19 protein-coding genes are annotated in these 23,528 nt (G+C 63.8%); 9 read left to right on the forward strand and 10 right to left on the reverse strand.

Annotation, left to right across the window (positions count from 1 at the left end; genetic code table 11):
• The first annotated feature begins 73 nt into the window (after positions 1–73).
• Positions 74–1,438, forward strand: a complete 1,365-nt coding sequence (locus E5K00_RS07650) for a M28 family metallopeptidase (RefSeq protein ID WP_135462643.1) — start codon at positions 74–76, stop codon at positions 1,436–1,438.
• Positions 1,439–1,714: 276 nt separating this feature from the next.
• Here the strand turns inward: E5K00_RS07650 and E5K00_RS07655 are convergent, their stop codons facing one another.
• Entirely contained in the window at positions 1,715–1,921 is a 207-nt protein-coding gene (locus E5K00_RS07655; RefSeq protein ID WP_135462644.1) for a hypothetical protein, read from the reverse strand.
• A 114-nt stretch (positions 1,922–2,035) separates the two neighbouring features.
• Here E5K00_RS07655 and E5K00_RS07660 point away from each other — a divergent pair, with 114 nt between their 5' ends.
• On the forward strand, positions 2,036–3,370 hold the full coding sequence (locus E5K00_RS07660; RefSeq protein ID WP_135462645.1) for an aspartate kinase: 1,335 nt from the start codon (positions 2,036–2,038) through the stop codon (positions 3,368–3,370).
• 69 nt (positions 3,371–3,439) lie between these two features.
• Complete coding sequence (gene lysA / locus E5K00_RS07665; RefSeq protein WP_135462646.1) at positions 3,440–4,585, forward strand: diaminopimelate decarboxylase; 1,146 nt, start codon at positions 3,440–3,442, stop codon at positions 4,583–4,585.
• 211 nt (positions 4,586–4,796) lie between these two features.
• On the opposite strand, the gene E5K00_RS07670 is transcribed toward lysA, so the two are convergent.
• Positions 4,797–6,464: an ArnT family glycosyltransferase gene (locus E5K00_RS07670; protein ID WP_135462647.1), complete on the reverse strand. Its 1,668-nt coding sequence runs from the start codon at positions 6,462–6,464 to the stop codon at positions 4,797–4,799.
• Between the two features lie 125 nt (positions 6,465–6,589).
• Between E5K00_RS07670 and E5K00_RS07675 the strand changes: the two genes are divergently transcribed.
• Positions 6,590–8,080: an SDR family oxidoreductase gene (locus E5K00_RS07675; RefSeq protein WP_135462648.1), complete on the forward strand. Its 1,491-nt coding sequence runs from the start codon at positions 6,590–6,592 to the stop codon at positions 8,078–8,080.
• Positions 8,081–8,362: 282 nt separating this feature from the next.
• The gene (locus E5K00_RS07680) at positions 8,363–10,210 is read left to right on the forward strand and encodes a prolipoprotein diacylglyceryl transferase family protein (protein WP_135462649.1); all 1,848 of its coding nucleotides are present in this window, start codon (positions 8,363–8,365) and stop codon (positions 10,208–10,210) included.
• 25 nt (positions 10,211–10,235) lie between these two features.
• Here E5K00_RS07680 and E5K00_RS07685 read toward each other — a convergent pair whose 3' ends face one another.
• From E5K00_RS07685 to E5K00_RS07700, 4 genes are all read right to left on the reverse strand, one after another.
• On the reverse strand, positions 10,236–10,466 hold the full coding sequence (locus E5K00_RS07685; RefSeq protein ID WP_135462650.1) for a DUF2905 domain-containing protein: 231 nt from the start codon (positions 10,464–10,466) through the stop codon (positions 10,236–10,238).
• Between the two features lie 42 nt (positions 10,467–10,508).
• The gene (locus E5K00_RS07690; RefSeq protein WP_135462651.1) at positions 10,509–10,835 is read right to left on the reverse strand and encodes a hypothetical protein; all 327 of its coding nucleotides are present in this window, start codon (positions 10,833–10,835) and stop codon (positions 10,509–10,511) included.
• Positions 10,836–10,850: 15 nt separating this feature from the next.
• Positions 10,851–13,376 carry a type IA DNA topoisomerase gene (locus E5K00_RS07695; RefSeq protein WP_135462652.1) on the reverse strand — a complete coding sequence of 842 codons (2,526 nt, stop codon included), beginning with the start codon at positions 13,374–13,376 and terminating at the stop codon, positions 10,851–10,853.
• A gap of 297 nt (positions 13,377–13,673) precedes the next feature.
• Positions 13,674–14,699: a lipase family protein gene (locus tag E5K00_RS07700; RefSeq protein WP_135462653.1), complete on the reverse strand. Its 1,026-nt coding sequence runs from the start codon at positions 14,697–14,699 to the stop codon at positions 13,674–13,676.
• Positions 14,700–15,057: 358 nt separating this feature from the next.
• Here E5K00_RS07700 and E5K00_RS07705 point away from each other — a divergent pair, with 358 nt between their 5' ends.
• Together E5K00_RS07705 and E5K00_RS07710 are read left to right on the forward strand one after the other, a co-directional pair.
• Complete coding sequence (locus E5K00_RS07705) at positions 15,058–16,407, forward strand: DUF3696 domain-containing protein (protein ID WP_135462654.1); 1,350 nt, start codon at positions 15,058–15,060, stop codon at positions 16,405–16,407.
• Positions 16,408–16,410: 3 nt separating this feature from the next.
• Entirely contained in the window at positions 16,411–16,917 is a 507-nt protein-coding gene (locus E5K00_RS07710; RefSeq protein ID WP_135462655.1) for a hypothetical protein, read from the forward strand.
• Between the two features lie 399 nt (positions 16,918–17,316).
• Here the strand turns inward: E5K00_RS07710 and E5K00_RS07715 are convergent, their stop codons facing one another.
• Complete coding sequence (locus E5K00_RS07715; protein WP_135462656.1) at positions 17,317–18,015, reverse strand: hypothetical protein; 699 nt, start codon at positions 18,013–18,015, stop codon at positions 17,317–17,319.
• A 157-nt stretch (positions 18,016–18,172) separates the two neighbouring features.
• Between E5K00_RS07715 and E5K00_RS07720 the strand changes: the two genes are divergently transcribed.
• Positions 18,173–18,604: an EamA family transporter gene (locus E5K00_RS07720; protein WP_135462657.1), complete on the forward strand. Its 432-nt coding sequence runs from the start codon at positions 18,173–18,175 to the stop codon at positions 18,602–18,604.
• Positions 18,605–18,823: 219 nt separating this feature from the next.
• On the opposite strand, the gene E5K00_RS07725 is transcribed toward E5K00_RS07720, so the two are convergent.
• Entirely contained in the window at positions 18,824–19,771 is a 948-nt protein-coding gene (locus E5K00_RS07725; protein ID WP_135462658.1) for an NAD(P)-dependent alcohol dehydrogenase, read from the reverse strand.
• Between the two features lie 177 nt (positions 19,772–19,948).
• Here E5K00_RS07725 and E5K00_RS07730 point away from each other — a divergent pair, with 177 nt between their 5' ends.
• Complete coding sequence (locus tag E5K00_RS07730) at positions 19,949–21,100, forward strand: hypothetical protein (RefSeq protein WP_135462659.1); 1,152 nt, start codon at positions 19,949–19,951, stop codon at positions 21,098–21,100.
• A 9-nt stretch (positions 21,101–21,109) separates the two neighbouring features.
• On the opposite strand, the gene E5K00_RS07735 is transcribed toward E5K00_RS07730, so the two are convergent.
• Positions 21,110–22,483: a T9SS type A sorting domain-containing protein gene (locus E5K00_RS07735; protein ID WP_167856792.1), complete on the reverse strand. Its 1,374-nt coding sequence runs from the start codon at positions 22,481–22,483 to the stop codon at positions 21,110–21,112.
• Between the two features lie 211 nt (positions 22,484–22,694).
• Complete coding sequence (locus E5K00_RS07740; protein WP_317128875.1) at positions 22,695–23,480, reverse strand: carbonic anhydrase; 786 nt, start codon at positions 23,478–23,480, stop codon at positions 22,695–22,697.
• Positions 23,481–23,528: the final 48 nt, after the last annotated feature.

The raw sequence follows: 23,528 nt of genomic DNA on the forward strand, positions 1-23,528 counted from the left end.
GTTAACGCCCATTTCCGCCAACCCACCCGTACTTTCCGTACCGCATCTTCCCTCCCGCTTTCCCAAGAAAAACATGAACCTTCGCTTCGCGCTGCTGCTCTCGGCCAGCCTCACCCCGGCCTTCGTCTTTGCCCAAACCGCCGCCCCCGCCCCGGCTCCCGACCCCAGCATCAAGCAGATGGTGGAAAGCATTTCGGCCAAAAATCTGGAGGAAGACATCCGCAAGATGGTGTCGTTTGGCACCCGCCACACCCTGAGCGACACCAAAAGCAAGAAGCGCGGCATCGGGGCGGCCCGCAACTGGGTCGAAAGTGAGTTTCGCAAGTACAGCAAGGCCAGCGGGGGCCGCCTCAAAGTGGAGCAGGACACCTTCCTGGTGAAGCCCGACGGCCGCCGCATCGACAAGCCCGTCATCATGGCCAACGTCATGGCCACCCTGCCCGGCACCGACCCCACCGACACCCGCGTGTTCATCGTCAGCGGCCACCTCGATTCGCGCGTGACGGACGTGATGAACGCCACCGCCGACGCGCCCGGCGCCAACGACGACGCCTCGGGCGTGGCCCTGGTCATGGAAATGGCCCGCGTGATGTCGCAGAAGCAGTATCCATGCACGCTGATTTTCGTGGCCGTGCAGGGCGAAGAGCAGGGCCTTTATGGCTCGACCCACTTGGCCAAGCGGGCCAAAAAGGAAAACTGGAACCTGACCGGCATGCTCAACAACGACATCGTGGGCAACTCGAAAGGCTACGACCCGGAAATCTCCGACAACAAGCACATCCGCATCTTCAGCGAGGGAGTGCCGGCCACCGAAACCCCGGACGAGGCCAAAGTGCGTCGCACCCTGAGCAGTGAAAACGACTCGCCCAGCCGGCAGCTGGCCCGCTACGGCAAAACCGCCTGCGAGCAGTACGTCCCCGACTTCGGGGTGCTGCTCGAATACCGCCCCGACCGGTTCCTGCGCGGCGGCGACCATACGCCCTTCAACCAGCAGGGCTTCACGGCCGTGCGCTTCACCGAAGTCAACGAGAACTTCAACCACCAGCACCAGGACCTGCGCACCGAAAACAACATTCAGTATGGCGACCTGCCCGAGTTCGTGGACTATGAGTACCTGCGCAAGAACACCGGCGTGAACCTGGCCACGATGGCCAGCCTGGCCCTGGCCCCCAGCTCGCCCGAAAACGTGGGCGTGCTCACGGCCAAGCTCACCAACCGCACCGAGCTGAAGTGGGACGCGCCCAAAGTGGGCGAAAGGGCCGCCGGCTACGTGGTGCTGATGCGCGAAACCACCTCCCCGGTGTGGCAGCAGCGCTTCCCCGTCGCCACCACCACCGCCGACTTGCCCCACAGCAAGGACAACTACATCTTCGGCGTGGCCGCCGTGGACGCCGAGGGCCACGAAAGCCTGCCCGTCATTCCCAAGCCGGTGCGCTAAGCCTCTCGAAAAATACCAACATGTTGGTATTTCGTCCGGCGCGGGGGCTGCCTAAACTTGCAGCTGGTTAGCGGGGCTGCTTCTCCGCTAATCACATGCAGATACCCTATACGCTTTATTACCTGTCTATCGTACCCAACAGCCCGAACGGTCCTCGTTTCGGGCTGTTGGCTTTTTCAGCCCCTGCGCGGGCCGGCTGACCGGGCCCGCCGGGTGGCCTGTCGGTCAGCTACGTAAGCCGGGGCAGAGAAAATTCCGGGCGCTGATGTCGATATTTTAACAATCCTGTCCGTACTTGCGGCTGCAAACAGCAGCTGGCGGCGCGGTGCCCCGGCTCTTTCCTGCTCCCATGTCCATTTCCCGCTTCGGTTTTTCTACGGTATTTTCGGTGGCTTCGGCTGGCCGTACCGCCGTGGCCGCCCAGCGCGTGATGCGGAAGAAATGCTTCAAACGGCCCTCGACCTGACCGTCGCACTTCTTCATGCTTCCCTCCTTCTAAGCATCAAGCGCCGGTCCAGCCAGACCGGCGCTTTTTTTTGCCATTTCCGTACTACTCTCTCCGCCCGTTCATTTTTTGGTTAACCCCACGTTTCACTGATGAAAGTTCTCAAGTTTGGCGGCACCTCCGTCGGTTCGGCCGAGCGCATGCGCGCGTTGCCGGCGCTTATTCAGGGCTCGGAGCCCCGTATCGTTGTGCTGTCGGCCATGTCGGGCACGACCAACGCCCTGGTCAACATTGCCAAGCTGCTGTTTGAGGGCGAAACCACGGCCGCCACCTACCAGACCGAGATTCTGCGCCAGCACTACCTCATCGTGGCCCGCGAGCTGCTCACCGAGCCGGAAGTGGCCGCCGAAGCCATTACCCACTTGGATTCCGCGTTCAAAACCATCTTTAACCTGACGCGCCACCCGCTGTCGGCCTCCGGCGAGCGGGTGATTCTGGCCCAGGGCGAGCTGCTGAGCACCCTGCTCTTTCACCGCTACTACACTCGTATGCTGGGCCAAGAGGCCGTGCTGCTGCCGGCCCTCGACTTCATGCGCCTCGACAAGAACGACGAGCCCGACGGCGACTACATCGAGAAGCACCTGGCCCAGGCACTGGCTCCGCACGCCGGACAGCCGCTGTTTATCACGCAGGGCTACATCTGCCGCAATGCCAACGGCGACATCGACAACCTCAAGCGCGGCGGCTCCGACTACTCGGCCTCGCTGATCGGGGCGGCGGCCCACGCCGAGGAAATCCAGATCTGGACCGACATCGACGGGCTGCACAACAACGACCCGCGGGTGGTGGAAGGCACCTACCCGATTCGGGAGCTGTCGTTCGACGAGGCGGCCGAGCTGGCGTATTTCGGGGCCAAGATTCTGCACCCCAGCTCCATTCTGCCCGCCGCCAAGCACGGCATTCCGGTACGCCTGCTGAACACGATGCAGCCCGAAGCGCCCGGCACCCTGATTTCGACCCAGACCGGCGACGAAGCCATCAAGGCCGTGGCGGCCAAGGACGGGCTGGTGGCCATCAAGATCAAGTCGAGCCGGATGCTGCTGGCCCACGGCTTTTTGCGCAGCGTGTTCGAGGTGTTCGAGCGGTACCGCACGCCCATCGACATGATTACCACCTCGGAAGTAGCCGTATCATTGACCATCGACGACTCGACGCACCTGGCCGAAATCCTGGAGGAGTTGCGCAGCTTCGGCTCGGTGGAAGTCGATGAGCAGCAAACCATCGTGTGCCTGGTCGGCAACCTGATTCAGGAAAACAACGGCTCGGCCTGGCTGGTGTTCAACGCCCTGAAGGACATTCCGTTGCGCATGATTTCCTACGGCGGCTCGCCCAACAACATCAGCATCCTGATTCATACCAGCCATAAGCAGCGCGCCCTGCAAGCCCTGAACGAAGGGCTGTTTCAGCAGCGGGCGGTGGCGCCGTAGTTTTTCACGCAGTGGCCCGCGGTGGCAGGCCGCCGGGTTTCGCAGTGTTGTTCTTTAATTAAGTAGTAGATGAGTTTTGCCCTCCCCGCCGACGCCGCTTCCCGGCCGACGCCTTTTTACCTGTATGACCTGGCGTTGCTGGAGCGCACCCTGGCGGCCGTGCAGCAGGCTGCCCGCAAGCGCGACATTCACGTGCACTACGCCCTGAAAGCCAATGCCAACGCCCCGATTCTGGAGCGCATCCGCCGGCACGGCCTGGGCGCCGACTGCGTGAGCGGCCCCGAGGTGCAGCGCGCCCTCGACACCGGCTTTGGACCCCAGAACATTGTGTTTGCCGGCGTGGGCAAGTCGGATGCGGAAATAAACCTGGCCCTGGCCGCCGATATATGGTGCTTCAACGCCGAGTCGGTGGAGGAGCTGACGGTGCTCAACGAGCTGGCCGCCGCCCAGGGCCGCCGGGCCCGGGTGGCGCTGCGCATCAACCCCAACGTGGACGCGCACACCCACCACTACATCACCACCGGCCTGGATGCCAACAAGTTCGGCATCAGCCTGAACGACCTGGCCGACGTTATCGACCAGCTCGGCGCGCTGCCCCACCTCGAGCTGGTGGGCCTGCACGCCCACATCGGCTCCCAGATTACCAACCTCAGCGTATTCGGGGAGCTGAGCCGCAAGCTGAATGAGCTGCAAACCTGGCTGGAAGGCCGGGGCCACCACCTGCCCCACCTCAACGTGGGCGGCGGCCTGGGCATCGACTACCATAACCCCGACACCCAGGCCGTGCCCGATTTCGAGGCCTACTTCCAAATGTTCGAGCAGCACCTGGTGCGCCGGCCCGGGCAGCAGGTGCACGTCGAGCTGGGCCGCTCCATCGTGGCCCAGTGCGGGGCGCTGGTGAGCAAGGTGCTGTACGTAAAGCGCAGCCAGCAAACCAACTTCGCCATTCTCGACGCGGGCATGACCGAGCTGATCCGGCCGGCACTCTACGGCAGCTACCACCAGATTCAGAACCTGACCAGCCAGGGCTCCCGGCAGCTATACGACGTGGTGGGCCCCATCTGCGAGTCGTCGGATACGTTTGGCCGGGAGGTGGCCATGCCCGAAACCCGCCGCGGCGACCTGGTCGTGATTCGCTCGGCCGGGGCATACGGCGAGGTAATGGCGTCGAATTACAACCTGCGGGAGAAGGCGGAAGCGGTGTACGTGGGGTAAGGTTTTGGTTCTACTCTGTCATCCTGAGCAGCGCGCTTCAAGCGGTGACGAAGGACCTTCCTCTCCTACCCCACTGTAGTTCTTACCAACGTGACAAAGCCCTTTACCACCGGCGTGGTAAAGGGCTTTGTCACGTTGAATTGAGCTTATCACTTAGGGGAGGAAGGTCCTTCGTTTCGCTTTGCTACACTCAGGATGACAGAATAAATAACTACTGCCAGCCGCCGTAGTAGATAACCCAGGGACCCAGGTGCTGCTGCTGGGGAAAATACGGCAGCATCCAGGCCCGGTAGTATTCCAGCTCGCCGCGCGCAATCAGGACGGGGCTTTGCCGGAGCAGGCCGCGGATGTATTCCTGCCGGGTCGAGTCGTTGGCGTTTACCAGGTGCTGCTGCCAGCTGGAATCGGCCTCGAACTGGGTTTCGCGCCGCAAGTCGTCGTTGTCGTGCACCAGGGTGATGGGCATTTTATCCAGCTCGAAAGCCAGGGAAGGCAGCATTTCGTCGTAAATAAGCACCGGGCGCTGGTCGAGCTGGTGCGCTTTCAGCCATTCGACCAGGGGCCGGGTGCTGTTGGCTGCCACCTGGTTCTGGTGCAGCACGGCTTTGGCCGTCAGCAGCACCGTGACGCTAAAAATAACGGTGAGCACCAGCAGCCGGGGCGCCACCCGCACCTGGTTCCAGAGCATCTGCTGGGCCACCAGGGCAATGATGCCGGCCGCCGGCCACAGGGCCGTCAGCGGATGAATTTCCAGGGCCAAGCCCAGCGCCCCACCCAGAGCCGGCAGCAGGCACAAACCCGCCAGCAGCAACGCCAGCACGCCGCTCATCACCACGTACCAGCGGTAAAGCGCCGCGTCGGTGAGGCGGCCCAGGTAGTACACCGTCAGCAGGGCCAGGCCGGGATACACGGGCAGCAGGTAGAGCAGCAGCTTCGACTGGGCCAGGGAGAAAAACACCAGCGGCACCAGCACCCAGAATACCAGCACGTTGTGCCACTGCCGGGGCACGTCGGCCCAGCGCGTGCGCGCTGCCTGCACCAGCAGGGCCACCGCCCACGGCAACGCGCCCACGGGCATCAGCACCAGGTAAAACCACCACGGCTTGGCCCGCTTAAACGCCTCGGCGCTGGCAAACCGCTCGGCCGTCTGCTTCCAGAGAAAGTAGTCCAGAAAGGCGCGGTTTTCGGCCATCAGGTACAGATACCAGCTTAGCCCCACGGCCAGCAGCAACGCTACTCCCAGCACGTGGTGGATGGTGAAAGGCCGCCGGGGCTGGGGTTGCCGGAAGTAAAACCCGGCCATCACCATCAGCGGCAGCACGGCTCCCACGGGGCCTTTGGTGAGAAATGCCAGGCCCAGGCCACCCCAAAACAGGTAGAACCACCGCCAGCCGCCCCCGTGCAGGTAGCGCAGCAGGCCATAGGCGGCCAGCAGCTCCCAGAGCATCAGAAAGGCATCAGTGGTGAGGTTCAGGGCCGAAATCAGCACCACCGGAAACGAGCCGTAGAGCACGGCGGCGGCCAGGGCGTGGCGCCGGTCGTGCTGAAATAGCAGCCGGCCCAGCCCGTACACCAGCAGCACCTGCGCCAGCACGGCCAGCACGGCCGGCAGCCGCACGGCCAGCGCCGTGGGGCCCAGGGCCGCCAGGCCGGCCGCCGTCAGCCAATACGTCACCGGCGGCTTATGGAAGTGCTGAATGCCCAGCAGCCGCGGGTGCAGCCAGTCGCCGGAGGCCAGCATTTCGCGGCTGATTTCGGCGTAGCGGGCTTCGCTGCTTTCCACCACGCCCCAGCCGCCAATGCCCACCAGCAGCCCGGCGGCCAGGATCAGCACAAACAACCAGAGCCAGGTGCGGGAAGAGGACAAGGAAATAGGCATAGGGCAAACAGGAAAGAAACCGGGCCACGAAGGTAGCCACAAAGGCCCGCCGGGGCTACTCCATAACCAAACCCGGCATCCGGGGTTGTATTCCAGGCAGTTCCGCCTCGTCCCAATTTGTGCCCATGAAAATCCTGCTCACTGGTGCCAATGGCTACATCGGCCGCCGTTTGCTGCCCCTGCTGGTCGAGGCCGGCCACGAGGTGGTGTGCCTGGTGCGCGACCCGCGCCGCTTTGAGCTGCCCGAGCGGCTCCGCACCCAAGTAACGGTGTGCCCCGGCGACCTGCTGCAGCCCGCCAGTCTGCACGGTCTGCCCCGCGACATCGACGCGGCCTACTACCTGGTGCATTCCATGAGCGGCCATGACCAGGATTTCTACCGGGCCGAGCAGCTCTCGGCCCGGCACTTCACCGACTACCTCGACCAGACCACCGCCCGGCAGGTGATTTACCTCAGCGGCATTGCCAACGACCGGGCGCTGTCGGCCCACCTTCGCTCCCGCAAGGCTGTCGAGAAAGTGCTGCGCAAGGCCCGGCACGCGGCCGTCACGGTGCTGCGGGCCAGTATTATCATCGGCTCGGGCTCGGCGTCGTTCGAGATTATCCGGGACCTGGTCGAGAAGCTGCCCGTGATGGTAACGCCGCGCTGGCTGAACTCGCGCTGCCAGCCCATCGGCATCCGGGACGTGATGCACTACCTGCTGGCCGTGCTCGACCACCCCGACTGCCTGGGCGAAACCTTCGACATCGGCGGCCCCGACGTGCTGACCTACAAGCAGATGCTGCTGGGGCTGGCGGCCGAGCGCGGCTACCGGCGCTACATCATCACGGTGCCGGTGCTCACGCCCCGCCTGTCGTCGTGGTGGCTGTTTCTGGTCACGCGTACTACGTTTTCGTTGGCCCAGAGCCTGGTGGAAAGCCTGCGCAACGACACCATCGTGGCCCTCAAGCGCAGCATTACGCAAGTGCTGCCCCACCAGTGCATGAGCTACCGCGAAGCCCTGGCCCTGGCCTTCACCCGCATCGAGCAGAACGAGGTGATCAGCAGCTGGAGCGACGCGGTGAGCAGCGGGGTGATGGAGAAAAACTACATGGACTTCGTGCAGATTCCGCAGCACGGCATGCTTACCGACCGGCAGACGCTGCGCTTTACCCGGGCGCCGGAGGAAGTCTTGCAGAACATCTGGAGCATCGGCGGGCAGCGCGGCTGGTACAAGGTCGACTGGCTCTGGCGGGTGCGCGGGCTCATGGACAAGGCCGTGGGCGGCGTGGGGTTGCGCCGGGGCCGCCGCTCGCCCACCCGCCTGCGCCCCGGCGACCCGCTGGATTTCTGGCGCGTGCTCGTGGCCGACCGCGCCGGCCGCCGCCTGCTGCTCTACGCCGAAATGAAGCTGCCCGGCGAGGCCTGGCTGCAATTCCGCATTCTGCCCAACGCCGACGGCTCGCACACGCTCGAGCAGCTAGCCGCTTTCCGGCCGCGGGGCCTGGCCGGGCGCCTGTACTGGTACTCCCTGGTGCCGTTTCACTTCGTGATTTTCAAGGGCATGGTCGAAAACATCGTGCACTACAACGACGCCCAACCCGGCACGCCCGCCTTATCGGCCCCGGGGCACTAAGGTCGGGCGGAGTGTCTTTGTCGCGCGTCGCCTCCGTTGCGGAACGGTTTTTCCGGACGGGCCAACCGGGGGCGGCTCCGATTGGAAAATCCTTTTTTGCGGCCGTAAGCGGTTGGCAAATGAGTCTTTAAGCGCTCAGAACTCACGAATACAAAGTCTATTCTTGTTGCATTAGGGCGGCCAGACCCGCTTAGCATTCAGTAGATTGACCCCAGAACCGGCAGCCGGCCCGCCACGCAATGGCGGGTAGGCGCTGCCGACTTATATCTATTGCCCGCTGCTATGCCCCAACTGCTACTCCTACACCCGCTGCACTGGGCCGTGCCCGCCGGCACCGGCTACGATTTTTACACGCTATTCTACCTGCTGGCGTTCCTGCTCAACCTGCTCCTGCTGGTGTGGACCGGCCACCGGCGCGGCTACCCGATGCGCACCTGGCTGGTGCTGCTGGCCTGCACCACGCTGGCGTTCATTCTGGGCACCAAGCTGCTGGCCTTCTCCCCCGCCGAGTGGCAACAGCTGCTGCACACCGGCCACTGGCCCGACTCCCAGGCTCGCACGGTGCTGGGCGGGGCCCTGGCCGGCACGCTCACGCTGCTGGCGCTGCGGCGGCCCTTCGGCTTCAGCTGGCACGTATTCGACGCCTTTGCCCTGCCCATGTGCGCGGCCCTGGCCCTGCAGTGCGTAGGCTGCATCCTGACCGGCTGCTGCTTTGGCGAGCCCACCAGCGGCGGCTGGGGCTTCACGTATCCGCCCGGGACGCTGCCCTACATGGTGCAGGCCGTGCAGGGGCTGCTGCCCGTGGGCGCCGCGCACTCCTTGCCCGTTCATCCTACCCAGCTCTACTCTCTGCTGCTGTGCTTGGCAGTAGGCGGCGTGTTGCTGCTGACCCGGCACCGGACCTGGCCTGGTGGCAGCCGCCGCCTGTTGCACCTGGGGTTGTTGCTGGCGGGCCGCTTTGTCATCGAGTTTTGGCGGGCCCCGGCCGGCGAGCAGGTTGGGGCGGCGGCCCACGATCATCTGGGTTTGACGCTCAAGCAAGTACAGTGGGCCCTGCTGCTGCTCGCGCCGCTGGCCCTGGGCGGGTGGTTGGCGCTGGTGCGCCGGGCCACCCCGCGGCCTGAGCAGGCTCCGGCGCAAAACCCGGTGCGCAACCTGCTGGCCGTGGCCTTGCTGCTGGCTCTTACGGCCTGGCTGGGTCCGCAGGCGCTGGTGCGGCCCGAAGTGCTGGTTGTCAAGACCCTGCTGCTGGCCGTACTCGTGCTGGAAGGCGGCGCGCTACTGCTCGGCGCCACCGACGGCCTGCGTCCGGCCCGGGTGGCCCTGGCCGGGGTGGTACTGGTGCTCACCAGCCAGGCCCCGGCCGACTCGGCTAAGATCCGCCCTAATACCCTGGAAGTAAGCCTGGGCTACGGCAATGGCGCTTTCGGGGAAGACGTAAGCACGAGCGGCGGCAGTGGGGGCTGCTCGGGCGCGGCCACCCGCCAAACCTACGCGCACCGCTATTCCCTGCTGGGCGGCAACGTGGAACTGCACCACACCAACCCGGACAACCGAGTGTTGACATACGGGCTGGGCATCTGGCGGGGCCAGGATCAGGTTCATTACCAAACGCTGGACCCGACCACCGGGGCGGTGCTGGGCTACGCCGACAGCACGTTCCGGCTGCTGGACGTAAATCCCTACTTCGAAACCAGCTCCCGGCTACGCCCCGGCCGGTTGGGGGGTGGCTTCCGGGCGGGCCTCCACCTGGGTTCCCTTTCCAACTACAACGACGAACCCTTCCTGTATTCCAAGTCGACCTCCTTGGACCTGGGAATGTGGCTGGGCGTGCGCGACGTGCTCTACGCCCAGGCCGACGTAAACCGGGGCGCGTTGGGCCTGGGCAACGCAACCAGCCGCCTGGGGCTGGGCTCGGGGCTGGGGCGCCTGGCGGGCAGCTCGGTGCTGGCCGGCCTGGCGTACAGTAAAAATAACGACAGCGGCGGGGGCCGCATGGGCTTTCTGAGCGCCGATATTCGCCTGGGGCGCACCGGCGTTACGCTCTACCCCTACGGCGCCACCGACTTCGGCCGCCACCACCAGCTCAATCTGCGGGTGGGCTACCGGCTTCCGCTGGGCAGGCACTAATTGCCCAGGGCAACGCCCTTGCCGCTTAGCCCACCAGCCGCCGCCACAGCCAGAGCAGCACGCTCACCAGCACACTCACCACCAGCATGGAAACCAGCGGCGCGTAGAAGCGGAAGCCCGGCCGCTCGACGCGGATGTCGCCGGGCAGGCGGCCAAACCAGCCCAGCAGGCTGCCGCCGCCCAGCCACAGCACGGCCCCCAGCACCACGAGGCCCAGGCCCGCCAGCACGAGCAGCTTACCGAGTTGCGGAGTCATGGGCGGTTGGTTGTAGCGTTGAGGAAGTAGAAACTGTACGGCTCATCGCCAATACGGAATACTGAGCACCAGGGCCGCCACTACCGCCGCGTACAGGCCCAGGGCCAGCCACTCCTCCCGGTTGCTGAAGTTGTAGGCAAACCGCCGCACGGCCGCCTGCTGCAACTGAATGGAGAAGTAGAGCCCCGCCGTAGTCAGCAGCAGGCCCACCCACTGCGGCACGGCGGGGCGCAACAGCAGCAGCATCATGCCCACAATCGGCAGCAGCCCGACGAGGTAGCCCAGAAAGCGCGCCCTGAACAGCGCCCCGGCCGGCGGGGGCGGCGGGAGCTTCGGTGGAAGCTGGGGTTTCGGTGGGCGTTTGGGCATGGGCGTTTGGCTAAGTTACTTGTTATCAAACACCGGCTCAATCCGCCCTTCCCCATTTACCTGCAAAGCCGCCTCGTAGCGGTTACCGGTTTTGGTCGACACGAAGCCGCGGATGACGCCGGTTTTGCCCTTGCGCAGCAACTGGTTCATCTGGGTTTCGGTCAGGGTTTTGCCGCCCCACTCGAAGGGCGCCCGGAACTGGCAATCCTCGCGGAAGCGGGAGCAGCCCCAGGCGGCCTTGCCGCGCAGCATGGTACCGAGCTTACACACCGGGCAGGGAATGACGCCGGGGTCGACGGGGGTGGTGGGCTTGCTTTCGGCGGCCCGCACCAGCTCCAGCCCGTGCTGGGGCGTGAGGCGCACGGCCGCGTCGAACTTCTGGCCCATTTCGTCCACGTAGCCCTTGATGACGGGCGTGCGGCCCTTGGCGAGCAGGGCCGAAACCTGCTTGTCGGTCAGGTTCTTTCCCTCGAACTGGGCGGGCAGCCGGAACTGGCAGTTCTCCCGGAAGCGGGAGCAGCCAAACGCCGTTTTGCCCTTCAGAATGTGGCCCGCCTTACAGGCCGGACAAGCGCCCAGACTACCGGGCACGGCCGGGGTGGCCGCCGCCGGCTTAATGGGCAGCACCGCCGCCGGTGTCGCGGCCGAAATGCCGGCCCCGGCTACCGTGATGGAGCGGCGGGAACCGTCCTGCTTGACTTCCTGCACCATCTCGCGCACCAGCATCTTGAGCTCGTCCAGGAACAGGCCCGAGTCGAGGTTGCCCGACTCAATCTGGCGCAGCTTCCGCTCCCACTGCCCCGTCAGCTCGGCCGACTTCAGCGTGGGGTTGCGGATCAGGCCAATTAGCTCGACGCCGGTGGGCGTGGGCACGATTTTCTTTTTGTCGCGGCGGATGTAGCCGCGCTTGAACAGGGTTTCGATGATGGCGGCGCGGGTGGAAGGGCGGCCGATGCCGTTTTCCTTCATGGCCTGGCGCAGCTCCTCGTCGTCCACGTTGCGGCCGGCGGTTTCCATGCCGCGCAGCAGCATGGCCTCGGTATAGTCGCGCGGGGGCTGGGTCTGCTTCTGGTCGAGGCGGGGCTTGTGGGGGCCACTCTCGCCCTTCTCGAACGAGGGCAGCACGGTGCTCACCACGTCGTCGTCGCCTTCGCCGGGCTTGGCGGTGCTGGGAGCCTGCTGCTGGGTCGGGTCACCGTAGACCACGCGCCAGCCGGGGTTGAGAATCTGCCGGCCCCGGACGCGGAACGGGTGCTGGGCCGCCTCGGCCGTCACGGTCGTGTTCGAGACTTCGCAGTCGGGGTAAAACGCGGCCAGGAAGCGGCGCACGATGATGTCGTAGACGCTGTGCTCGGTGCCGCCCAGGCCACCCGCGCTGGCCCCGGTCGGGATAATGGCGTGGTGGTCGGTGACTTTGTTGTTGTTGAAGACCTTGGTGCTCTTCTTAATCTTGGCGGCCAGCAGCGGCTGGGTAAGGCTATGATACGCCCCCAGACCCTGCATGATGCCGGCAATCTTGGGGTACTGGTCGTCGGGTAGGAAGGTGGTGTCGACGCGGGGGTAGCTCACTACTTTCTTCTCGTAGAGCGCCTGCACGGTCTTGAGCGTATCCTCGGCCGAGAGGCCCAGCTGGTTGTTGCACTGCACCTGCAACGAGGTCAAATCAAACAACGAAGGCGGCGACTCCAGGGCCTTCTTGATTTCGACGCCCGTCACGGTCAGGGGCGCGTCTTTCACGGCAGCCATAGCCGCGTCGGCTTCTTCCTGACTCACGAAGTAGCCCCGGGCTTTCAGGCGGGCCTTTTCGTCGGGCTCGTCGTCGTCCTTGCCCTTTTTGACCAAGGCTACGTGGCTGAACATGGTGCCCCGGTACTCGGTGCGCAGCACCCAGTAGGGCTCGGGCCGGAAGTTCTGAATTTCGTGGTAGCGGTCCACCAGCAAGGCCAGCGTGGGCGTCTGCACCCGTCCGATGCTGAGCACCTGCTTCTGGCCGGCGGCGTACTTGAGCGTGAACAGCCGGGTGGCGTTCAGGCCCAGCAGCCAGTCGCCGGCGGCCCGGCTTTTGCCGGCCTGGTAGAGGTTGTCGAACTCGGCCCCGTCGCGCAGGTTGGCGAAGCCCTGGCGGATGGCATCCTCGGTCAAGGACGAAATCCAGAGGCGCTTGAAGGGCTTGCGGTACTTGGCTTCCATCAGCACCCAGCGCTGAATCACCTCCCCTTCCTGGCCCGCGTCGCCGCAGTTGATGACTTCCTCGGCGGCGGCCAGCAGGTTTTTGATAACGTTGAACTGGCGCACTACCCCGTCGTCGCGGCGCATGAGCTTGATGCCGAAGTTGTCGGGCACCATGGGCAGGTCGTGGATGCTCCAGCGCTTCCACTCGGGGCGGTAGTCCTCGGGCTCGCGCAGCTGGCAGAAGTGCCCAAACGTCCAGGTCACCTGGTAGCCGTTGCCCTCGAAGTAGCCGTCCATCTTGCGGCTGGCACCCAATACCTGGGCAATTTCACGGGCTACGCTGGGCTTTTCGGCAATACAAACAATCACGGATTCTCGCTGAGGTTAACGCTGATTTTGCCGACGAAGGCCGGCAGGGAATCAACAAAGATACGGCAGGAAAAGGTCGTTTGGCCGGAGCGTGATAGAACGTCATGCAGAGGCGCAGCCGAAGCATCTCGCGTGCAGTGGTATTGTCATGCAGAGGCGCAGCCGAAGCATCTCGCGTGCTGATGTTGCCGAAGTAATCTGATTACTACTGCACGCGAGATGCTTCGGCTGCGCCTCTGCATGACGTTCTTTCTGGTATCGGCCTCGTTTTTACCTCAGCTACTTGAGCTGCCTCAGCTACTTGGCCGCCGGCTGCAACACCACCTTGCCGGCGCCGTGGCGGCGCACATAGGCGGGCAGGGCCGGCCGCGGCGTGGCCTGGGCCTGGGCGTGCAGGGCTTGCAGCTGGGCCAGCCACTGGGCCCGGTCGAGGCCGGGCACGGCCAGGCTCTGCATCCAGATGCCCAACTCGGCATCCACGAAGGTGCCGCCCACCCACTCCGGGGGCGTGAGGGGCAGGGCATGGGTCAGCACGGTTTGCAGGTTGGCCAGGCTGTGGTTCGACAGCGGGTTGTCTTCCAGGGCGTGGTAGGCGCAGAAGGCCGTCTGGAACTGGTCGCCCACGGCCACGTAGCCCAGGTCTTGCAGCGGGTAGTGCGGCACGCTGTCGTAGTAGTTCACCACGCGGGTCACGGTGGCACTCACGCCCAGGGTGGCGCAGGCCTGGCCCCAGGAGGCATCGCCCACCCGGGGGCTGGAAAAGTTGAGGTTGGTGACCTTGATGTCGGGGCGCGACACGGCCACGTCCAGCGAGAACAGCTGGCTCAGGGCCGCGCCCAGGCTGTGGCCGGTCACGAGCAGCTCGGCGGGATTAATTTGTTCCAACACCTCAAACAGGGTTTGCTGCATGGATTTGGGCATGGTGCCCCCGTGGGCGTACACGTCGTAGAAGCCCGCCTCGACCCGCACCGGCCCGGGCAGGTTCTGGGCGTTGGCGTAGGGCGCGAAGGTGTTCTTGTCGAAGAAGGCGTCCTCGAAAATATCCAGCCGCGACGAGGTGCCCCGGAAGGCAATCAGCAGCTGGCTGGTGCCCGGCAGGGTCGACTGGAAGATCAGGCCGTAGTTTTCGGCCCGGCCCAGGGAGCCGATGATGCCGTCCCAGCCCTGGAAGCTGGCCAGGAAGCTGTAGTTGGCGGGCGTGGTGAAGGTGCCCGTGTTAAACGCGTTGTAGGCCGCCATCGACGCCCCTGCCAGCAGCAGAGTCAGGGCGGGGTCGATGGAGTCGAGGTTGGCGGGCGTGGTGGGGGTAGCGGGGATGGACATAAGGCGAAAGGACGTAGAAGTGAGCAGTACAACCGGCCCAAATATCCGCCTTTTGGCCGGTCGCCACCCCCGTGTAATTACCTGATTTTAGGAGCCGACCGGAAGTATTTGCCGAATGGCGGCCGGGCACTACCCGCTCGTCATGCGCAGCGGAGTCGAAGCATCTCTACCGCTTCGTTGAACCCCTCCCCAACCCCTCCCCAACCCCCGCCGCTTGATGCGCGGAATCCTCCGGGAGAGGGGCTTAGGGTAGCATTGCGGTAGCGGTTTTTCGACTGCGCGGACGTCAGATGAAGCAGGACGGCCCACGGCGGTTTCGCTAGTTCCCGTACCTTCGCTACCCCTCACTCCTACGGCTATGCTTAACTCCCTGCGCATCCAAAATTTCAAGTCCTGGCGGGACACCGGCGACATTCAGTTCGGCAGTATCACCGGCTTCTTCGGCACCAACTCCTCGGGCAAAACCAGCATCCTGCAGTTTCTCTTAATGCTGAAGCAGACCGTGGAGTCGTCGGATAGAGCGCAGGTATTGAATTTGGGGGATGAGCGGTCTTATGTGGAGTTAGGAACATTTCACGATATTATTTATAATCATAACAGTACAGAAACTATAAAATTTACCTTGTCTTATACTTTACCATACCCTGTTGAAGAAGACAGAATATTTGGCAACCATTCAGGCAATGCTATTCACGAATTAGGATTCTTTGCAAAAATCAGCAATAACGAATTTATCACGCTTGATGAATTCAAGTATTTTTCGAATGACGTATCAATTGGCATTATGAGTACAGAAACTTCTTTAAGTCAGGACAGCACGTATGTTCTAGTCAAGAACGGCACGCATAAATCACCTAAAAATAAAATTGGGTCCCCTACAAGGTTTTATGGCTTTCCTGCTAACATTTTATCTAATAACATGCGTTACATATGGGTCCCGGAGTTATCTAGCTTACTCGAAAATACATTCACAAATTCATATTATCTAGGGCCATTACGAGAACATCCAAGTAGACTATACACATGGGGTGGAAATAAACCCGGAAATATAGGGAATAGAGGTGCTGGTGCTGTGGCGGCTATTCTTGCCTCTAAGAATACAAAATCAACAATTAATATAGGCACAAAAGAGTCACCTATCACACTTGAACAACACGTTGCCTACTGGCTAAAAGAACTCGGCCTTATCCATTCCTTCGAAGTCCGACCCATTGCACCCAACCGCAAAGAGTACGAAGTGCGCATTAAACGCACTGCTGAATCGGCGGAAGTATTCCTCACCGATGTAGGTTTCGGCGTCTCGCAGCTACTGCCAGTTCTCGTGCTGCTTTTCTACGTCCCAAAAGGCTCCACCATTATTTTAGAACAGCCCGAAATACACCTGCACCCGGCCGTGCAGGCCGGATTGGCCGACGTATTTATCGACGCCATTAAGCGGCGCAACGTGCAGATAATTCTGGAAAGCCACAGTGAACATTTATTGCAGCGGCTGCAACGGCGGCTGGCGGAAGAGGCCCTGCCCACGGACCAGGTGAAGCTGTATTTCACCGATTTCGTGGGGGCCGCTTCGACCCTTACGCCGCTGGATTTGGACGAGTACGGCAACATCCGCAACTGGCCCCCTAATTTCTTCGGCGACTCTTTTGCCGATGCTTCCGCCATGATGGATGCCGAACTAAAGCGCCGCGAAGCTGCGGGCGAGAAATAGCCCATGCCTTCCCCCGAAACGAAGTGCATCCTGGACACCAACGTGCTGCTGACCGCCGACGGTAAGTCGGACGCGGGCATTGGCTGCATCCGGGCCGCCAAGGCGCGGCTGGAGGAGGTGCGGCAACACGGCGGCCTCGTGCTGGACGCGGGGTTTCTCATCCTGAAAGAGTACGGCAACAAGCTCAGCCCGGTCGGCCCGAATACGCCCGGCAACGCGTTTCTGAAGTGGCTGTGGCAGAACAAGGCCAACCCGGCCTTCGTGGATGCCCAAACGGCCCTGGAAACCGCCGCCGACGGCTCCTTTACGGCCTTTCCCCCCGACCCCGACCTAGCCGCCTTCGACCCCTCCGACCGTAAGTTCGTAGCCCTGGCCCTCACCCACCCCGAGCGGCCCGTCATCGTGAATGCCACCGATACCGACTGGCACAAAGACCACCTGGCCCTGGCCCGCCACGGCGTGCGCCTGGAGTTTCTGTGCCCCGATGAGATGCTGCGCCACCGGGCGTAGTACGCGCGTACCGAGGCCTCCCCCGTCTTTTAAAGCCCGTGGGACGTACGTCCCAAACCTTGCTCGACGCTGTGTAGCCCTCGGGACGTACGTCCCATGCTCTCCCCGGTACCTGATAGCCTTCGGGACGTACGTCCCACGGCCTACCCAACGCTTCGCGCCCCTCGGGACGTACGTCCCACGGCCTTGCTGACAACAAAAAGCCCTTGGGACGTACGTCCCAAGGGCTTTTGGCTACTGATGCTGTTTAGAGAGTCGGTTCGTTGCTGTAGAGACGCATACTTGCGTCTCGTCGTTGAACGAGAACCGCTGGTATTGTTCAATGACGAGACGCAAGTATGCGTCTCTACCTCGTTCCGGCGACTTCCTAAACAGCTTCACTAGTCAGCCTGACGCTACTTATTTGGGTAGCGGAATAGTCGGCGTTTTTTTCTTCGAGCCGGCAACCTGAGCCTTGCTCAAATCGAAGTAGGCGGCTACGCGCTGGGGCTGCTCGTAGTGGGTGAGCAGCAGTTGGGCGTAGCTGCGGAACAGCTGGCGGCAGGTAGCCTCGCGGCCGTCGTGCAGGTCGGTGCGGGTGGTGCTGGCCGCCGACTCGGCCTGGTCGGCCCGGCGCAGGGCCCCGGCCAGGGCCTGGTGCACGGTGCGGCCCTCCTGGCGCAGGGCGGCCGGAAACGTGGCGGGGCGGGCATCGAGGGCGCTGAGGAAGGCCGTGAAGTTGTCGAGCACCAGGGCCTGGGAGCTGCCGGTGAGGCCGGAGCGGCCCTTGGGGAAAATGGCGCGCACGTCGGCCGAGCCCTCGTCGTAGGCGGGCGTCACGTGCTTGCGCTCCACGCGCTTGACGTAGGCCTTGAAGTCCTGGAGGGCCTGGGCTACGGTGAGCGTGGCGCCCTGGCCTTCGCCGGAAAGCTGCCCGCTGTGGGCGGCGGCGTAGGCGGTCAGGGCCGCGTCGAGGGCCTTGATCAGCTCGTCGTAGCGGCCGGCATCGGGACTCTGGCGCAGGGCCTGGAGGGTGAAGCCGGCCATGTCGCCGAACTGGGCGCGGTTCAGGCGCAGGTTAAGAAAGAAATTGTCGAACCGGGATTCATACTTGGCCATGCGGCAATCAATAAAAGGATGGATAGATAAGTCGGCGCCGGGCCGCGGCACCGCCCCGGAATATAGAAGAATTGGCATCAACAACTACTATCCGTTTGCGGGCTAACCCTCGTACTCCCACCTACTCCCGTATCCAGCCTTTACCTCTTGCATCAGTATGTGGATTGTCTTTTCGTTGCTGGCGGCCCTATCGGCGGCCGTCGTGGTTACCCTGTCCAAAATCGGCGTTAAAAACGTGGAGCCCAGCGTGGCCTTCGCCGTGCAGTCGGTGCTCATCATCATCGTGGCCTGGGGCGTGGTGGCCTACAAGGGCCTCTTGCCTACCGTGGCCCAGATTGAGGGCCGCACCTGGGGCTTCCTGGTGGCGGCCGGCATCATCACCTGCCTGTCGTCGCTGTTTTCCTTCCACGCCCTGAAACTGGGCCAGGCCTCCCAAACCTCATCGTTCGACAAAGTCTCGTTGGTGTTTGCCATCATCCTGGCCGTGGTGTTTCTCAAGGAGAAAGTCACCTGGCAGCTCGTGCTGGGCGCGGTCCTGATGGCCGGCGGCGCCGTGCTCATCGCCTTTTCCAAACCCGAAGCGAGCTAGCGGTGAATGAGTGAATGAGTGAATGAGTGATGTTATTTTGTCATTGCGAGCAGCGCGAAGCCATCCGGCCTCTGAAATGGGCTTAGCCTTCTACAGTAAAAAGCCCTTTACTCCAACTGGAATAAAGGGCTTTCTGGGTAAAAGTCAGGACGCACTGCGCAGAGGACGCATGGCTTCGCGCTGCTCACAATGACATTCGCACTTCACTCATTCACTCATTCACTCACTCACCGTTAGCACGATTTTGCCGGCGGCGCGGCCGGCTTCGCTGAGGCGGTGGGCTTCGGCGGTTTCGGCCAGCGGGAAGGTGTGGGCAATGATGGGACGCAGGGCGCCGGCTTGCAGCCAGGCCGAAATCAGGGCCATGTCGGGACCGTAGTTGGAGGCCAGCAGCATGCTCATCTTCTTGGTCGAGAATACCGATACCAGGGCTCCGGCCGCCAGGTCTCTGGGCTCGGGGGCGGTGGTTACGTAGCGGCCGTTGCGGCGCAGGGCGGCTTTGCTGGCCAGGTAGCTGCTCTTGGCCACGGCGTCGAAGATCAGGTCGTAGCGGCTCAGCTCCTGGGTGAAGTCCTGCTCGTGGTGGTTCAGCACCCGGTCGGCCCCCAGGCCCCGCACCAGCTCGGCGTTGTCGGGGCCGCACACGCCGGTTATCTCGCCCGCGCCCAGCAACCGGGCCAGCTGCACGGCAAACGTGCCCACCCCGCCCGAGGCCCCGTTGATCAGGACCCGGTCGCCGGAGAGCAGCTGGCCTTTGTCGCGCAGGGCCTGTAGGGCGGTCAGCGCGCCCAGGGGCACGGCGGCGGCTTCCGCGAAGCTGAGCTTTTCGGGAACGAAGGCGGCGGCCTGCTCGGGCAGCAGGGCATATTCGGCGTTGGCCCCGCCTACCCCGTCGGGCATGCCGTACACCCGGTCGCCGGGCTGGAAGCGGGTCACGTTTTCGCCCACGGCGGCCACGGTGCCGGCCACGTCGCGGCCCGGAATCTTGGGAAAATTCTGGCCGGTAATCAGCTTGAGGCTGCCGGCGCGCACTTTCCAGTCGATGGGGTTGACGCTGCTGGCGTGCACGCGCACCAGAATCTGGTCGGCCTGGGGCGTGGGAGTCGGCTGCTCGCCGTAGTGCAGCACGTCGGCCGGGCCGTAGTGCTCGAAGTAAATGGCTTTCATAGGAAGGGTCAGGAACAAGGTACAACCCGGGCTTACGTAGAAAAGCCGCGCTACCGTTGCGCTTGCCGGCACGGCCGCCGCACTATTTGCCCGGATTTGGTGTCTGCCAGAAAGCCAGCCGGACCAGCCGCCCCCCCCCCCCCGCGGCCCCGAGGGCCCGACGACTTCCTGCTCCTGATGCTTTTTCTTCCGTCTCTTCGCGCCGGCCTGGTTTGCTGGGTGCTGGCCGCGTTTTTTTTGCCCGGCCGCGCCGCCGCCCAGCTCCCGGCCGCCGGCCTGAAGCTGCTGCCGCCCACCACCGTACTGGCCACTACCGAATTTTACGTGGCCCAGGTTCTGGACCAGCGCCCCACGCCCACCGCCGTGGCCTGGCTGCTGCTGCCGCCCGCCAAGGCCGGCCAGGCGGCTACCCCGCGCGCGGTTGACTTGCAGGGCGGCAGCCTGGCGGCCATTCGCACGTTCATCGGTCAGAGCCTGCCGCGCCCCGGCCGCCGGCCCCTCACGGCGCGGCTGCTGGAGTGCCGCGTGACGGAAACCGCCGTGCCCGGCCAGCCGGCCCAGGTAGAGGGGCGGGTGGAAATCAAGCTGGCGTTTGAGTGGCAGCGGGAAGGCCAGACCGTGCCGCTGACCGACTACCACGGCGCGGCCCGCTACCGGCGGCCCCTGGCCCAGCCCGCCGTGGTGGAGCCGGCCCTGCGGCAGGCCCTCACCGAGGCCGTGCGCTACCTCCACCAGTGGGTGCACACCCAGGCCCCGACCAGCCTGAAGCTGGCCACCGGCCTGCGCCTGCGCTTCACCGACGTGACCAGCCAAACCCAGCCCGACACGCTGTTCTACGACCCGGCCCGGCCCCTGCGCTTCCCCGACTTTACGGCTCCCTCCCGCTCGGGGCCCTACGCGGCGGCCGTGTTTCCCAGCTTTGCCTACGCCGGCCAGCCCCGGGTGGTACAGGGCGTGCTGCAGCTCGATTTACAGCTGAAGGTGTTCGTGGTGCGCAGCTCCTCGTGGGCTTCCCTGCGCGACGCCTACACCCTCAACCACGAGCAGCGTCACTTCGATCTGGTGAAGCTGGTGGCCGAGCGGTTCAAGCGCCGCCTCACCCCCGAACGGATGAATCTGCAGGACTACAACAGCATTCTGCAGTATGAATACCTGGTGGCGTTTCAGGAAATGAACCGCCTGCAGGAGCAGTACGACGCCGAAACCCGCGGCGGCCAGGATACGGCCGCGCAGCAACGCTGGAACCAGCGCATCGACCAGGAGCTGCGAACCTACGGCGTGGGCCCGCCCGAAAAACCGGCCCGCCTGCCGGGCCCGGCCAATGAGTAGGCCCCGTCGTTAGCGGCGGATCAGCTGGCGCATGACCGGCCCTTCGGGCAGCAACAGCCGCACCGTGTAGACTCCGGCGGGCAGCGCTGCTACGTCGAGCGTGGCGGTAAGCCCGCCCTGCTGCGGCCGCGCCTGGCCGTGGCGCACTACCTGGCCCAGGCTGTTGAGCACCTGCACCGGCACGACGGATGCGGCGGCGGCAGCCACCGTCACCGTCACGCTGGTAACGGCCGGATTGGGATACAGCTCGACGGTGGCCCCCGGAACCACTTTGGCGCGGGTGGCCAGTGGCACGAAGCCGGAGTACCGGCGCTTTTCCGATTTCACGTAGCTACTTACCACCGGCTCGTACCGCTCCGAGAAAGAGGCCAGCGTCGCGGTGCGGGCCAGGTTATACACCACGGCCGTTTTATCCCCGCGTTCCAGCGCCCACTGGCCGTTGGCGTCCAGCTGCTCCCAGGTGTCCACCAGCAGATTACCCAACTCGTCGTAGGTCACCACCTTGCGGCTGAAGTCCTGCCACTGCCCGTTTATCTGGAACTGCTCCCAGGACTGAAACGAGTTGTTGGGCAGCCACGTGGCGCGGGTCAAGGACGAGGTTTCCCAGGCGCTGCCGTTCCACGTCTGCTCGGCGTAGCTGGCGGGCTGGTTGGCGGCCCAGTCGTGCCACACCAGGTTGCTGATGCGGTCCTTGTTGACCCAGCCACCGTTGCGGTACTGCTGGCCGGTGATGGACGTCCACTGCCCGGCGGCGTCGGTGGTGTACAGCTTCCGCACGGAGGGCTTGTAGGTGCCTTGCTGCCAGGTTTCCAGCACTTCTTCGCTCAACGTGCCCAGTGGGGTGTAGGAGTTGGTGGCCCGGTAGCCGCCGTAGGTTTCCCAGGCGTTGTTCGTCCACACCTGGTCTACGACCAGCGTGGGCGTATCGTGCGCGTCGTACACCTGGGTCGTGCGCAGCCAGTTGGTCCAGGGCAGGGACGTCGTGTCCCGCTGCTGGATCAGCTGCTCCACCAGGTTGCCGCGGGCATCGAAGGTAAGCTGGTCCCGGTCGACGCCCCCCGGCCCCTGGATAGAGTCGCCGCTCAGCGTCTGGGTTACGCGCCCGGCCGCATCGTAGGTATACGAAGACAGGTAAGGAAAATCCCACGCGTTGTCGACCGGGTTCCAGGTGTACATCATCACCCGCGTGGGCAGCTGGGCAGCCGTGGCGGTCCGGGCCGCGGCGGCTGGGGGGTGCTGGCCGCCGCGGCGCGCCGGCAGCAGGTCGGACAGCGGCTGACGAGCAGCGGGCTTCAGCCGGGCCTGGCCCTGAGTGGCGTGGGCCCCGCTGAGCAGCAGACACAGCAGGAATATACCTAGAGGGCGGACGTAATAATTACGCATACAGACGATAAATTGAGCAAAGATCAGGGGCAAACTAGCCGCAAGATACGGCATGAACAATCGGCAAAGTCCAGTCATTAGGCTTTTCTTTCTGGCTTTTGCGCACTGGCCAAGGCGGGTTTTCCGCAAAAAAAAGACCGCAGCCAAGGGCTGCGGCCTTTTCAACCACACATAGACTATTACCGGGCAGCCCGGCTGCCGGCCAGCTTCGTTAGCTGACCTTGTGCAGCGCGGGTTCCTCCTCGGTTTTTTTGGCTTTGGAAGCCGGTTTGCTTTCGGCCGCCGGTTCGGCCACTTTGCCATCCTGGGCGGCTTCGGCGGCCTCCTCGGCGTGCTCCACGGCCTCGACGCCGTAGATGTGCATGAATTCGTTGATGGTGTCGGTTTCCACGTTCAGGTCTTTCAGCAGGCCGTCGTGGATGTCGTACACCAGGCCGTGCAGGCGCGGCGGGTTGGGCCGCTGCAGGGCATTTTGAATGATGTTGGTCTTGGCCAGGTTGCGCACCTGCTCAATGACGTTCATCTCCACGAGGCGGCGCAGCTGCTGCTCTTTATCGGTAATGCGCAGAAACTCGGTTTCGTGCAGGCGCACCACGTCTTTGATGTGGGTCAGCCAGTTGTCGATCAGGCCGTACTGTTTGTTGGAAGCCGCCGCCGCCACGCCGCCGCAGCCGTAGTGGCCCACGACCATGATGTCCTTCACTTCCAGCACTTCCACGGCGTATTGCAGCACGGCCAGCAGGTTCATGTCGGAGTGCACGACCAGGTTGGCGATGTTGCGGTGCACGAACATCTCGCCGGGACCGGTGCCGGTGATGGCGCTGGCGGGCACCCGCGAGTCGGAGCAGCCGATGAACAGGTAGCGCGGCTTCTGCCCCTTGGCCAGGTTGTGGAAGTACTCGGGGTCGGCAGCTTTCTTATCGTCGACCCACTTGCGGTTGTTTTGCAGAATCTCGTTCATCGACGACGATGAAGCGGCATTATCGGAAGCTTTCATGGAGAGGTGGTTTTGCGGGTAATCGGGTAAAACAGAGTGAGAGGTTGC

The organism is Hymenobacter aquaticus, assembly GCF_004765605.1.
In the GTDB taxonomy this organism is placed as follows: Bacteria; Bacteroidota; Bacteroidia; order Cytophagales; family Hymenobacteraceae; genus Hymenobacter; species Hymenobacter aquaticus.

Coding starts and splice junctions, on each gene's coding strand:
- E5K00_RS07650 (WP_135462643.1), top strand. CDS start 74: ATGAACCTTCGCTTCGCGCTGCTGCTCTCGGCCAGCCTCACCCCGGCC.
- E5K00_RS07655 (WP_135462644.1), bottom strand. CDS start 1,921: ATGAAGAAGTGCGACGGTCAGGTCGAGGGCCGTTTGAAGCATTTCTTC.
- E5K00_RS07660 (WP_135462645.1), top strand. CDS start 2,036: ATGAAAGTTCTCAAGTTTGGCGGCACCTCCGTCGGTTCGGCCGAGCGC.
- lysA (WP_135462646.1), top strand. CDS start 3,440: ATGAGTTTTGCCCTCCCCGCCGACGCCGCTTCCCGGCCGACGCCTTTT.
- E5K00_RS07670 (WP_135462647.1), bottom strand. CDS start 6,464: ATGCCTATTTCCTTGTCCTCTTCCCGCACCTGGCTCTGGTTGTTTGTG.
- E5K00_RS07675 (WP_135462648.1), top strand. CDS start 6,590: ATGAAAATCCTGCTCACTGGTGCCAATGGCTACATCGGCCGCCGTTTG.
- E5K00_RS07680 (WP_135462649.1), top strand. CDS start 8,363: ATGCCCCAACTGCTACTCCTACACCCGCTGCACTGGGCCGTGCCCGCC.
- E5K00_RS07685 (WP_135462650.1), bottom strand. CDS start 10,466: ATGACTCCGCAACTCGGTAAGCTGCTCGTGCTGGCGGGCCTGGGCCTC.
- E5K00_RS07690 (WP_135462651.1), bottom strand. CDS start 10,835: ATGCCCAAACGCCCACCGAAACCCCAGCTTCCACCGAAGCTCCCGCCG.
- E5K00_RS07700 (WP_135462653.1), bottom strand. CDS start 14,699: ATGTCCATCCCCGCTACCCCCACCACGCCCGCCAACCTCGACTCCATC.
- E5K00_RS07705 (WP_135462654.1), top strand. CDS start 15,058: ATGCTTAACTCCCTGCGCATCCAAAATTTCAAGTCCTGGCGGGACACC.
- E5K00_RS07710 (WP_135462655.1), top strand. CDS start 16,411: ATGCCTTCCCCCGAAACGAAGTGCATCCTGGACACCAACGTGCTGCTG.
- E5K00_RS07715 (WP_135462656.1), bottom strand. CDS start 18,015: ATGGCCAAGTATGAATCCCGGTTCGACAATTTCTTTCTTAACCTGCGC.
- E5K00_RS07720 (WP_135462657.1), top strand. CDS start 18,173: ATGTGGATTGTCTTTTCGTTGCTGGCGGCCCTATCGGCGGCCGTCGTG.
- E5K00_RS07725 (WP_135462658.1), bottom strand. CDS start 19,771: ATGAAAGCCATTTACTTCGAGCACTACGGCCCGGCCGACGTGCTGCAC.
- E5K00_RS07730 (WP_135462659.1), top strand. CDS start 19,949: ATGCTTTTTCTTCCGTCTCTTCGCGCCGGCCTGGTTTGCTGGGTGCTG.
- E5K00_RS07735 (WP_167856792.1), bottom strand. CDS start 22,483: ATGCGTAATTATTACGTCCGCCCTCTAGGTATATTCCTGCTGTGTCTG.
- E5K00_RS07740 (WP_317128875.1), bottom strand. CDS start 23,480: ATGAAAGCTTCCGATAATGCCGCTTCATCGTCGTCGATGAACGAGATT.